Consider the following 12,901-nt stretch of genomic DNA (forward strand, 5'->3'; position numbering starts at 1 on the left):
TGAAAAAGCAAACCCATGTCTCAAACTCCTTTCTTCAAAACCGACTGCCCAAGCTGCGGCGCACCTGTCGAAGCGCATTCTGCTTCTGCCGTGACGCTGGTGTGCGGCTATTGCAACAGCATGCTGGTGCGGCAAGATAACGGCGTTGTCGACTCCGGCCGCGATTCCGCATTGCTGGAAGATTTTAGTCCGCTGCAAATCGGAACCAGCGGCACATTTGTCGCTCAACGCTTTACCTTGGTCGGACGGCTTCAGGTGCAATACGACGATGGTGCGTGGAATGAATGGTATGCGTTATTTGACGACGGCAGAGCAGGTTGGCTTTCTGAGGCGGGCGATTTGTATGTGATGACCATGCCGATCGAAATCGATAATCCGCCGAAATTTGAAGACACGCAAGCCGGATTTAGTGAGCTGACTTTTCAAGATAAGCACTATATTGCCTCCGATGTCCGCAAAATCAGCTTGAAACGCGCCGCCGCGCAGGGCGAATTGCCGTTTGTTTTGAAAGAGGATACAGAAAATCGGGTTTCCGACTGGCGTTGCGAAAACCTTTTCATCACGCTCGATTACAGCAACAAAACACCCGAAGCCTTCTTCGGTCGGATGGTAAACCTAGATGATTTGAAGCTGGAAAACACGCGCCACGAAGATGAAATTAAAGAAAGCGCAGGCCGTCTGAAAGGCAGTATTACCTCTGAAAACTGTCCTAACTGCGGCTCATCCATTCATTGGGTAAACGGGCTGACTTCCCATCTGAACTGTCAAAGTTGCGGCAGCGAATTGGCAGTCGGCAAAGATAAAGCGGAGCTTATTACCGCCAACAATCTGCGTTTGTCCCAAAATACGATGTTTACTTTGCCTGTCGGCTCGACAGGCCGTCTGAAAAATAAAGAGTTTCATGTTATCGGCGCAATCCGATATTTAGAAACAGATGCGCAGGAAACATTTGATAACTTGTTCAAAGGTGCCAAACATACATTGGCACCAGAAGGGCAGTGGACAGAGTATTTGCTTTACAACCCAACTCAGGGTTTCTTATGGCTGGTTGAAGCTGATGAAGGTTGGAATATTTCCGAAACCTTGAACGATTGGCCGCGCCTCGACCGCAACCGCCAACCGCAAGGCTATGGCAAACTTTATGACTATGGCGGACGGGTCAGGATTGCCAGCGGAGCGTTTTATTGGCGTGTCCGAAGCGGTGATTTGAATTATTACAGCGATTACCGAGACGGACAAAGCCGTAAGCTTGGCTCCGAACTAAACAGTCACGAAATGGCATGGACTAGAAGTGCCCCAATTACTTATCGGGAAATTGCGGACGCATTTGAATTGACCAATAAAATATCATCTTACACCGTGAAAATGAGTGCAGATGATATCGATGAAAAATTACGACTTCTGATGATTGCTATTTTGGTTATCGTCAATATTCCGTCATTGTTTATGAATGGCTTCGATGCACTATTCGATATATTTCTTATCGGTTGGGGTGTCTATGCTCTTTTTATAGTCGGACGGAAGAGAGATGAAAATGGCGAACAGAGTATTTCCCGAGTGGGATATGTTATTTGTGCAATGGCTTTGATTGTTTTTGTTACGATGATGAATTATGCAGATTTGTCCGATTTGGATGATGACAGTAGCCGAGTTCATTCAGGAGGAAGCTACGGAGGCTATTCAAGCGGCTATTCCGGAGGCCATAAATGACCCATGCCCCCGGTAACCATGGCCTATTGGACTTATATGGCTGCGATGAAGCCATCTTAAAAGATGAAGGCCGTCTGAAAACCGCTTTGGTAGCAGCCGCACAGGCAGCAGAAGCGACTATATTGACCGAACATTTCCACACCTTCAGCGGCGCAGGCGGCGTAACCGGCGTTTTGCTGCTTGCCGAGTCCCATATCAGTATCCATACTTGGCCGGAACACCGTTTTGCTGCTATAGACGCATTTATTTGCGGCGGTATGAAATTGGAAAAAGTGAAGGAAATCTTGTGCAGTGAGTTGGCGGCGGAACGGGTGGATTGGACGGTTGTAAATAGAGGCAGTGATTTGACTTTATTTTAGTTTTATCAATATTGGCAAGAGGGGCAAAAGTTCAACGCCAAGCATACGCCATTTGATATTTTAGGAGATGTTAATGTATTGCTGGTTAAGTGTTATCGGTTCTATAACATGAAGACATTTGGAAATAATGGGTATCTTACAGAGAAAAGGGAGTATGACTTGCTTTCCTAAAAAAATACTGAAAAGCAATAATTTATTATGCTAACCCGCCGTCAATTTCTCAGCTATACCGCCGCGCTTGGCGCTGCTTCTGCTTTTTCTTGGCAGACTTACAAATATCTCAACCGCAAACCGCCGGTTTCTATTAACCGTGTCGGCTTGCCGTTGGGGCATTTGTTACGCGACGGGGAATTGTTGCAAGCGCCGGCTCGTCGTTATGAATGCAATACGTTGATACTCGGCGGCGGTGCGGCTGGGTTGGGGGCGTTGTGGTATTTAGTGAAACATGGGCATCGCGATGTATTGTTGGCAGAAGGGTTTGAACGCAATGGCAACAATGCCGCCTATACGTCTTCAGACGGCCTGAAAGCGCCGAGTGGTGCGCATTATTTGGCTTTGCCGTCGAAAGAAAGCGTGTATGTGCGCGAGATGCTGGCGGATTTCGGTATCTTGCAGTCGGACGGCAGCTTTAGGGAAACCGATTTGGTCTATGCGCCCGAATCGCGCCTTTTATATCAGAATAAATGGGTGGAACATTTATTGCCGAAAGAAGATGCGGATTCCAAACGGTTTTTTGATTTGATAGGCCGTCTGAAACAGGCTTACGGCAATGACGGTAGGAAAATTTTTGCTATTCCGATTGCGCTGTCATCGGCAGATAAGACATGGCGCAAACTCGATCATCTGACGTTCAAACAATGGCTTGAGCAAGAAGGCTACCACTCGACCGATCTTTTGTGGTATCTCGATTATTGTTGTCGCGACGATTACGGACAAGGCATCGGGCAAGTGTCTGCCTTTGCCGGACTGCATTATTTTGCCGCCCGCAACAATGCAGAAACCGTCCTCACTTGGCCCGAGGGTTTGGCACATCTTTCTGAAAACCTGCGCCGTCATGCCGGTTTGCAGGAAGGCTGGCAATGGCCGTCTGAAAGCAGTATCCGTTTGGAGAAGCCTGCTTCGGTTAATGCTTCCGCCGTCAAAATCAAACCGCTTTCTGACGGCAGGATTGAAGTGTGGCTGCGTGATAATGCAAAAGGTGAAACTGTTGCTGTCACCGCACAACACGTTATCTCCGCCATGCCGCTGATGGTTGCCGCCCGCATTATTGACTCTCCCGAACAATTTGTCCTGGACATTCCCGAGTACGCGCCATGGCTGGTTTCTAATTTTGAACTGCACAGTTTCCCGAAAGAAAAAAACAACAGCGAACTTGCGTGGGACAATGTGGTTTATGGCAGCCAAGGGCTGGGCTATGTTGTTGCGACCAACCAGCTTATTCGGGTTGCCCGTCCTGAGCGCACGATTTTTACCGCCTACGCCGCGCTCAACCACGATACGCCACAAGCCGTCCGCCGCCAGCTGCTTGAAGCAAGCGACGAAGAGCTGCTCCAGCTTACCGCCCAAGATCTGCTTACTGCTTACGGCGAAGGCTTTTGGCGGCACGTTTCCCATGTTGACATTACCGTTCGGGGGCATAGCATGAGTGTGCCGAAACCCGGCTATTTAAGCGATGAGACTTTATTAAAAATCAGAAATCGAAATGCTGGATTATTATTTGCACACAGTGACTTAAGCAGCTATTCGGTATTTGAAGAGGCTTTGTATTGGGGTGTGGAAGCGGCACGGAAAGTGTTGGTTTAATTGATATAAAAAGGCCGTCTGAAATCATATTCAGACGGCCTTTTCTTTTTTAACTTAATAACCCGATTAGGCTTTGGGTTTTAAAGCGGCAGCTTCGCGAGCCAGACGGGCGATGGTATCCCAGTCTTTGTTTTTGATGGCTTCTTTCGGAGTCAGCCATGAGCCGCCGACGCACAAGACATTAGGCAGTGCCAAGTATTCGGGTGCGGATGCCAAGCTGATGCCGCCGGTCGGACAGAAGCGAACATCGGCGTAAGGGCCGTACAGGGCTTTTAGCATAGCTTTGCCGCCAACGACTTCGGCAGGGAAGAGTTTGAGGGTATCGATACCGTGTTCCAAAGCCAGTTGGACTTCGCCCGGAGTGGCAACGCCTGGAATCAGGGGGATGCCGCTGTTGTGGCTGGCTTTGGCGAGGGATTCGTGCAAACCCGGGCTGATGGCGAAAACCGCGCCTGCGTCTTCGACGGCTTTGAGCTGTTCTGGATTGGTTACCGTACCCGCGCCGACGATGGCGTTGGGCACTTCTTTGGCAATCAGGCGGATGGCATCGAGGCCGACAGGGGTACGCAGGGTGATTTCGAGGGTGGGAATGCCGCCTTCGACGAGGGCATGGGACAAATCGACGGCAGTGCTCAAGTCGTCAATCGCCATTACCGGCACAACTGCGCCGGCAGTCAGAATTTCACGAGGGGTCAGTTTAGACATTTTAGGTCTCCGTTGGGGACTGTATCGTAATAGGATCGTTAACATGGTTTCAGACGGCCTGTTTGTTTTAAAAGGCCGTCTGAAAAGGGTTTAGGCAAATTCGCCGCCGAAGCTCATGGCGCCGGTTTCTGCACTGCTGGTCATGCTGCGGAAGTTGGCGAAGAGTTCGCGGCCGCAACCTTGTTGGTTCGCGCTCAAGTCGATGCGCTCGACTTCGCGGGCGTTCCATTCGGCTTCGTTAATCAGAACGTTGAGTTCGCCGGTAACGGAGTCGAAGCGGATCAGGTCGCCGGTACGGATTTTGGCGATGTTGCCGCCCATCAGGGCTTCGGGCGTCATGTGGATGGACGCGGGCACTTTGCCGGACGCGCCGGACATACGGCCGTCGGTCAGCAGCGCCACTTTGAAGCCGCGGTCTTGCAGGATGCCCAAAGGCGGGGTCAGTTTGTGCAACTCGGGCATCCCGTTGGCGCGCGGGCCTTGGTAGCGGACGACGCAGACGAAATCGCGTTCCAACTCGCCGCGCTCAAACGCAGCCAACACTTCGCGTTGGTCGTTGAACACGATGGCGGGCGCTTCGATGATGCGGCAGCCTTCGCGCACGGCGGACACTTTAATCACGCCGCGTCCGATGTTGCCTTTCATCAGGCGCAGACCGCCGTCTGGGGAGAACGGGTTGTCGGCTTTGCGCAGGATGTCGTCGTTGCCGCTGGTTTCGGGGGCTTCTCGCCATTCGAGTTTGCCGTCGATGAGGAAAGGCTCTTTGGTGTAGTGGCGCATACCGTGTCCGACGACGGTATCGACATCGTCGTGCAACAAGCCTGCGTCCAGCAATTCTCGGATGACGAAAGGCAGACCGCCTGCCGCGGTAAAGTGGTTTACGTCGGCTTTGCCGTTTGGATACACACGGATCAGTAATGGGATGATGGAGGAAATTTCGTCGAAGTCGTCCCAGTTCAAAATCACGCCTGCGGCACGTGCCATGGCAACGAGGTGCATGGTGTGGTTGGTTGAGCCGCCGGTCGCCATCAGGCCGATCAGGGCGTTGATGAAGGATTTTTCGGTCAACATTTCGCCCAAAGGTTTGATGGTGCCGTTTTTGATGCCGCGTGCGAGATGTCCGGCTGCGTAGCGGGTCAGGGCTTCGCGCAGGTCGGTATATGGGTGGACAAAGGCGGCGGCGGGCAGGTGCACGCCCATCATTTCCATCATCATTTGGTTGGAGTTGGCGGTGCCGTAGAAGGTACAAGTACCCGGGCTGTGGTAAGAACCCATTTCGCTTTCAAGCAAGGCATCGCGGCCGACTTTGCCTTCGGCGAAAAGCTGGCGGGTACGGGCTTTTTCTTTATTGCCGATACCGCTGGACATCGGGCCTGCCGGAACGAAGATGCCTGGAATATGGCCGAAAGACAACGCACCGATCATCAGGCCGGGAACGATTTTGTCGCACACGCCCATAAACAGGCTGCCGTCAAACATTTGATGAGACAGACCGATGGCGGTACTCATGGCAATCACGTCGCGGGAAAACAGCGACAATTCCATACCGGCGTAGCCTTGGGTAATACCGTCGCACATGGCGGGTGTGCCGCCGGCGACTTGGGCGGTAGCACCGTTTTTTTGTGCTTCGTCTTTGATTTGGTCAGGGAAGTCTTTAAACGGCTGGTGTGCGGAAACCATGTCATTGTAGGCAGTGATGATGCCTAAGTTGGGGACGGTTTCCTGAAGCATTTCGATTTTGATACTCTTAGGCATGGAGGCATAGCCGTGCGCCAAATTGCTGCAGCCGAGTTGGTTGCGCTCTAAGCGTCCCATCTGTTTGGCGCTGCGGATTTTCGCCAGATACTTTTCACGCGTCGGGCGGCTGCGCTCGATGATGCGCTCGGTAATTTCGGCGAGTTTCGGGTGAATAGGAGTGGGGTTCATGTGCGGTCTCCTGGCTAAACGATATGATAGGGATTTTGTTTGCGCGTTTCTGATTTTTGTATTGGGTGTTTTTTCAGACGGCCTGGAGCTGTGGGAATAAATAATAAGTACCGTCTGAAAATGTTGAAGATTTCTCTTCGAAGCGTCTGCGTATTATAGTACAAATTCTGTAATTTTGTTACAAAATAATTCACTAAGTGGAAGAAATTTGATTTAAATCGAGGTATGGTCAATTCGTAAAATGGCAGGCTGCAAAAGTCATCAAACTTTTATGTTAAATCAAACAATTTGTAAAAATGAGAATGGACAAAATCTGTAGCCATGTGTAGTATTACTACTCATTAGCCCGCTTGTTTGAAATTTTGGTGCAGGCGATTGGTTTTTTACTGCTTATTGCTTAAAGGCTTTTGATTCTAATCGATTTTTATAGATGACGACAGTCCAAAAGTTTTGAAGCAAGCTTCCTCAACGAGAGATGAAACGATGAGTACACAGACAAATTTTGATTTGGTGTTGTTTGGCGCGACCGGAGATTTGGCAATGCGTAAACTTTTGCCTTGCCTGTATCAGGCGCATGTAGCCGGTTTGCTTCATCCCGAAGGTCGTATTTTGGGCGTAAGCCGCAGCGAATTGGATACCGCAGGCTTTTTGGCTAAAGTAGAAACGAATTCTAAAATCCATGTCAAACAAAACTTCTCAGATGAAGCGTGGGAATCGTTCATCCAACGTCTCGAGTATTTAAAAGTCGATGTGACAAAGAAAGACGACTTCATTGCTTTGGGCGACTTGGTAAAAGCGCGCAAGAATACTGAGAATGTCGTGATCTACCTCTCAACTGCACCGAAATTCTTTGCGCAAGCCTGTGAAAACCTTGCCGAAATCGGTTTGAATGCCGATAACGTGCGCGTGGTTTTGGAAAAACCGTTGGGTACGGACTTGGTTTCTTCCCAACAAATCAATACAGATGTAGCCCGTTATTTCAAAGAAGAACAAATCTACCGTATCGACCATTATTTGGGTAAAGAAAGCCTGCAAAACCTGCTGGCCTTGCGTTTTGCCAATGTGATGTTCGAGCCTTTGTGGAACAACAAATATATTGAGAGCGTACAGCTGACCATCGCCGAGCAGCTGGGCGTGGAAGAACGCGGTGAGTTTTACGACATTACCGGCGCGTTGCGCGATATGGTGCAAAACCACTTGATGCAAATGCTTTGTATGACTGCAATGGAAGCACCGGCAAGCTTGGATGCTGATGCCGTACGCGACGAGAAAGTGAAAGTCATCAAATCTCTGAAACCGCTGACCATCGAATCCGTCAACGAAAATGTTATTCGCGGCCAATATGTTGCAGCAAACGGTATGAATGGCTATTTGGAAGAAGTCGATGTGCCGAAAGACAGTTTCACTGAAACCTATGTCGCCATCAAAGCCGAAATCGAAAACGAGCGTTGGAAAGGCATACCTTTCTACCTGCGTACCGGCAAACGCATGGCAGACAAAGTGGCGGAAATCGTGTTGAACTTCCGTCCGCTGCAAAACCATATTTTTGACAACAGCCAACCTGCGCCGAATCGTTTGGTTATTGAACTACAACCGACCGAATCCGTCCGTCTTTACACACAAGTGAAAACCCCGGGTGCTGGCAACAAAGTCGAAGTGACACCGATTGGTGTGGACTTGGGCACAGCCGTAGAGGGTCGCCGTGCCGAGGCTTATGAGCGCCTGCTGCTGGATGTGATTAACGGCAAACTCGCTTTGTTCAACCGTCGTGACGAACTCGAAGCAGCTTGGGAATATGTGATGCCGATTTTGGAAAACTGGGCGAACAATACAACACCTCCACATGCTTACGAAGCCCATTCTTGGGGTCCTGAAGCTGCGCGCGCGCTGTTGGCCCGTGACGGCAACAAGTGGCACGAAGAGCAATAATATTTCTTTCAGACGGCCTTGTTTTCCAACAAAAGGCCGTCTGAAACCATGAAAGGACGAAACATGTTTGTTTGGCACGAACAAGAAAACGCTGCAACTGCCGCGCAAGCTCTCGCCGATGCTGTTGCCGCCGCATTGCAAGCCACGTTGAATGAGAAAGGCCATGCGGTTTTGGCCGTTTCCGGCGGTCGTTCGCCGATTGCGTTTTTCGAGGCTTTGTCGCAAAAAGATTTAAATTGGCAAAACGTCGGCATTACTTTGGTGGACGAGCGTATTGTTCCGACCACGTATGCCGACAGCAATACAGGCTTGGTACGCGAATATCTGCTCAAAAATAACGCGACCGTTGCCACATGGATTCCTGTTGTTGAAGACGGAAAGTCTGAAACTGAATTACAACCTGAAGTTGTCGTTGCTTATGCATTGAAACATTACAAGCAACCTGACGTGCTGGTGTTGGGCATGGGTTCAGACGGGCATACGGCGTCGTTGTTTCCTCAAGCGCCTCAATTACAGGCCGCAATCAATGAAGCCAATGACCCGACATTGATTCATACTACGCCGGTTACCGCGCCGCATGAGCGTGTGAGCATGACTTTGGGTGCGATTGCCAAGACGCCGAATGTATTTTTGGCCATTCAAGGCGCAGAGAAAAAAGCAGTATTTGATAAAGCTGCCACAAGGGCTGATACCGAATATCCGACCAGCCTGATTCTCAATCACCAAGGAATTAACTGCCATGTCTACTATGCACACTGAAGCTTATCCCCGCCTGGTCGCCGATATCGGCGGTACGAATGCCCGTTTTGCGCTTGAAACTGCACCGCAAGTGATTGAGAAGGCTGAAGTTTTACCTTGTAAAGATTACGATACCGTCGTTGATGCCGTCAAAACTTATTTGGAACGCGCAGGCAGCCCGAAAGTTTTGCACGCCGCCTTTGCGATTGCCAATCCGATTTTGGGCGACTGGGTGCAGATGACCAACCACCACTGGGCGTTTTCCATCGAGACCACCCGTCAGGCTTTGGGTTTTGAAACGTTGATTCTGTTGAACGATTTTACCGCCCAAGCTTTGGCAGTGACCAAAACTGAAAAGAATGACTTGGTACAAATCGGCGGTCAAAAGCCCATCGAATTTGCACCTAAAGCCGTTATCGGCCCGGGTACCGGTTTGGGTGTCAGCGGTTTGGTGCACAGCGCTGCCGGCTGGGTGGCATTGGCAGGCGAGGGCGGCCATACCAGCTTCCCGCCGTTTGACGATATGGAAGTGTTGATTTGGCAATACGCTAAAAACAAATACGGCCATGTTTCTGCCGAGCGTTTCTTGAGCGGCGCAGGTTTGAGCCTGATTTACGAAGCATTGGCCAAACGCGACAACATCAAACAATGCCGTCTGAAACCTTCGGAAATCACCGATAAGGCATTGAGCGGAACATCGCCGATTTGCCGTCAGACTTTGGATATTTTCTGCGCCATGCTGGGTACGGTTGCTTCCAATTTGGCTTTGTCATTGGGTGCGCGCGGCGGCGTGTATTTGTGCGGCGGCATTATCCCGCGCGTGTTGGATTACTTTAAAACGTCCCCGTTCCGCAGCCGCTTTGAAAATAAAGGCCGCTTTGAGGCTTATCTTGCCGCTATTCCCGTGTATGTCGTATTGAGCGAGTTTCCGGGCATCGTCGGCGCGGCGGTCGCATTAGACAATCATTTAAATAACGTTTAAACACACAAACGGCGGTGCAGGGCAGGGGGTGGAAAAAACCCTTGTCCTGAACGTCAAAAAATCAAAGGGTAGAGTATATGTTAAGCAAAATCAGCGAATCATTGTCCAATCTCTCCGGCGCAGAACGCAAAGTTGCCGAATCTGCGTTGGCCGAGCCGAAATGGTTCGTTCATGCCGCTGTGGCCGAAATCGCCGAGCGTGCATCCGTCAGTCAGCCGACTGTAATCCGTTTCTGCCGCAGCTTGGGTTACAAAGGCTTGCCTGAGTTCAAACTCGCTTTGTCTGCCAGTATCGGTCATGAAGGTATGCCTTACGTTCATGAAGAATTGAACGCCGATGACAACATGGGCAGCGTGGTCGAAAAAGTATTGGGCAATGCCGCAGCCTCCCTCTTGGGCGAGCGCCGCTTCCTGAAAGAATCCGAGCTGGAAAACGCGATTGCCATTTTGATGCACGCGCGACGCGTTGAGTTTTATGGTGTCGGCAACTCCGGCATCGTTGCCCAAGATGCGCAACACAAATTCTTCCGCTTCGGTATGTCCACCGTTGCCTATGTCGATACGCATACCCAGCTGATGGCGGCTTCCGTATTGACCGAACAGGATGTGTTGGTGGCGATTTCCAATACCGGCTCATCTATCGAATTATTGGACGCGGCCAGTATCGCCAAAGAAAACGGCGCAGCCGTTATCGCACTGACCCGCAATGATTCGCCGTTGGCACAAATGGCCGACTGCGTATTGAGCATTGCCACTCAGGAAAATGCCGAGCTTTATACGCCTATGGTGTCCCGTCTTCTGCAGCTGGCCGTTATCGACATTCTTGCCATCGGCTTGGCCTTGCGTTTGGGCGACACTGCCAGCATTCAACTGCAAAAAAGTAAAAAAAGCATACATAACAAACACATCGAATACGATAAAGATTGATTCTTCACTGATATCTTCAGACGGCCCCAACCCACATCAAGGCCGTCTGAAACCTCAAAAAACGGAAACCACCCCGTTCCCGTTTCAGACGACCTCACGGCCGTTTTCTCAACAAAACTGTCCACTATCCAGGAGAGCATCCGATGAAACACCTTCACGATTTACCAGCTTGGTCAAAATTATGGATACATTTTGACGAAACCAAAGAACAACACATGCGCGAAATGTTCGAGCAAGATCCCGAACGTGCCGAGCGCTACTGGCTGCAGGTTGGCGGCCTGACTTTGGATTATTCTAAAAACCGTATCAACGACGAAACCATGGCACTGTTGTTCGAGTTGGCTCGTGAAGCAGGCGTGCCGGAACGGATGCAGCAAATGTTCCACGGCGAAAAAATCAATACGACAGAAAACCGCGCCGTACTCCACGTTGCCCTACGCAACCGCACCAATGCCCCCATCGTCGTGGATGGCGAAGATGTGATGCCTAAGGTCAACCATGTCCTGCAACGCATGGGCGAGTTCGCGCATGAAGTCCGCAGCGGCAGCTGGTTGGGCTATACCAACCAAGTCATCACCGACGTCGTCAACATCGGTATCGGCGGCTCTGACCTCGGCCCTCTGATGATGTGTACCGCGCTCAAGCCTTTCGGCCATCCACGTTTGAACATGCACTTCGTCTCCAATGTGGACGGCTCCCAACTGCGCGACGTATTGTCCAAAGTCCACCCCGAGACCACCCTCTTCATCATTGCCTCCAAAACCTTTACCACCCAAGAAACCCTGACCAACGCCCTGACCGCGCGTAAATGGTTCTTGGATCATGCAGGCGATGAAAGCGCCGTGGCCAAACACTTCGTTGCCGTATCGACCAACCAAAAAGCCGTTGCCGAATTCGGTATCAATACCGCCAATATGTTTGAATTTTGGGACTGGGTCGGCGGACGTTACAGCCTGTGGTCGGCCATCGGCCTGCCGATTATGCTGTATCTCGGCGAAGAAAACTTCATCGAAATGCTCAATGGCGCGCATCTGATGGACCAACACTTCATCAACACGCCGCTGGAGCGCAACCTGCCGGTTATTCTTGCCCTTATCGGCATTTGGTATATCAACTATTACGGCGGCGGCAGCCACGTTATCGCGCCTTACGACCAACATCTCCACCGCCTGCCTAAATTTATCCAGCAGCTCGATATGGAGAGCAACGGCAAACAAGTTACCCTCGACGGTAAACCGGTCGGTTACGAAACTTCGCCGATTATTTGGGGCGAAACCGGTATCAACGGCCAGCACGCATTCTTCCAGCTGCTGCACCAAGGTACGCACATCACGCCGATTGATCTCATTGCCTCTCTTGAAAAACGCAGCAATTTGCAAGGTCACCACGAAATTCTGTTGGCAAACGTTTTTGCCCAAGCCGAAGCCTTTATGCGTGGCAAAACGCCTGACGAAGTACGCGCCGAGCTTCAAGCCCAAGGCATGGATGAAGCGCGTATCGAAGAGCTGGTTCCGCACAAAACCTTCTCCGGCAACCGTCCGACCAACCTTATCCTCATGGACAAAATCAACCCGCGCAATATGGGCAGCCTGATTGCCATGTATGAACACAAAACCTTCGTCCAAGGCATTATTTGGGGCATCAACAGCTTTGACCAATGGGGCGTAGAACTCGGTAAACAACTGGCCAAAACTATTCTTGCAGAATTGACCGGCGAGACCGAAGTGCAAAAACACGACAGCTCCACTACACGCCTGATTAATCTTTATTTGAATGCCAACAAATAAAGCATTTATTTAAAGCTAAGGCCGTCTGAAATTTTC

At 50.6% G+C, this 12,901-nt stretch carries 10 protein-coding genes; 8 read left to right on the plus strand and 2 right to left on the minus strand.

The window, feature by feature from the left end:
• The first annotated feature begins 15 nt into the window (after positions 1–15).
• The 3 genes from ACTHR7_RS04100 (at position 16) to ACTHR7_RS04110 (ending at position 3,872) form a co-directional block, all read left to right on the plus strand.
• A complete protein-coding gene (locus ACTHR7_RS04100) occupies positions 16–1,710 on the plus strand; it encodes a DUF4178 domain-containing protein (protein ID WP_293208069.1) in 1,695 nt (564 codons plus the stop codon).
• Positions 1,707–2,069: an adenosylmethionine decarboxylase gene (speD, locus tag ACTHR7_RS04105; RefSeq protein WP_293208066.1), complete on the plus strand. Its 363-nt coding sequence runs from the start codon at positions 1,707–1,709 to the stop codon at positions 2,067–2,069. Before ACTHR7_RS04100 ends, speD begins: the two co-directional genes overlap by 4 nt.
• Positions 2,070–2,267: 198 nt before the next feature.
• Positions 2,268–3,872 (plus strand): FAD-dependent oxidoreductase, encoded by a 1,605-nt coding sequence (locus ACTHR7_RS04110; RefSeq protein WP_440370366.1) that lies wholly within the window; start codon positions 2,268–2,270, stop codon positions 3,870–3,872.
• 66 nt (positions 3,873–3,938) lie between these two features.
• On the opposite strand, the gene ACTHR7_RS04115 is transcribed toward ACTHR7_RS04110, so the two are convergent.
• Entirely contained in the window at positions 3,939–4,577 is a 639-nt protein-coding gene (locus ACTHR7_RS04115; RefSeq protein WP_440370367.1) for a bifunctional 4-hydroxy-2-oxoglutarate aldolase/2-dehydro-3-deoxy-phosphogluconate aldolase, read from the minus strand.
• 90 nt (positions 4,578–4,667) lie between these two features.
• Positions 4,668–6,503 carry a phosphogluconate dehydratase gene (edd, locus tag ACTHR7_RS04120; RefSeq protein WP_440370368.1) on the minus strand — a complete coding sequence of 612 codons (1,836 nt, stop codon included), beginning with the start codon at positions 6,501–6,503 and terminating at the stop codon, positions 4,668–4,670.
• Positions 6,504–6,986: 483 nt separating this feature from the next.
• On the opposite strand from edd, the gene zwf reads away from it, so the two are divergent.
• From zwf to pgi, 5 genes are all read left to right on the plus strand, one after another.
• Complete coding sequence (gene zwf / locus ACTHR7_RS04125; RefSeq protein ID WP_440370369.1) at positions 6,987–8,432, plus strand: glucose-6-phosphate dehydrogenase; 1,446 nt, start codon at positions 6,987–6,989, stop codon at positions 8,430–8,432.
• A 63-nt stretch (positions 8,433–8,495) separates the two neighbouring features.
• On the plus strand, positions 8,496–9,191 hold the full coding sequence (gene pgl, locus ACTHR7_RS04130) for a 6-phosphogluconolactonase (RefSeq protein ID WP_070645526.1): 696 nt from the start codon (positions 8,496–8,498) through the stop codon (positions 9,189–9,191).
• Positions 9,172–10,152, plus strand: a complete 981-nt coding sequence (locus tag ACTHR7_RS04135; protein ID WP_070461367.1) for a glucokinase — start codon at positions 9,172–9,174, stop codon at positions 10,150–10,152. The genes pgl and ACTHR7_RS04135 overlap by 20 nt, the downstream gene beginning before the upstream one ends.
• A gap of 77 nt (positions 10,153–10,229) precedes the next feature.
• Positions 10,230–11,078 carry a DNA-binding transcriptional regulator HexR gene (gene hexR, locus ACTHR7_RS04140; RefSeq protein ID WP_107867758.1) on the plus strand — a complete coding sequence of 283 codons (849 nt, stop codon included), beginning with the start codon at positions 10,230–10,232 and terminating at the stop codon, positions 11,076–11,078.
• 143 nt (positions 11,079–11,221) lie between these two features.
• On the plus strand, positions 11,222–12,865 hold the full coding sequence (pgi, locus tag ACTHR7_RS04145) for a glucose-6-phosphate isomerase (protein ID WP_107867757.1): 1,644 nt from the start codon (positions 11,222–11,224) through the stop codon (positions 12,863–12,865).
• Positions 12,866–12,901 lie beyond the last annotated feature (36 nt).

Source organism: Neisseria sp. P0007.S010 (assembly GCF_051962875.1).
Lineage (GTDB): Bacteria > Pseudomonadota > Gammaproteobacteria > Burkholderiales > Neisseriaceae > Neisseria > Neisseria subflava_A.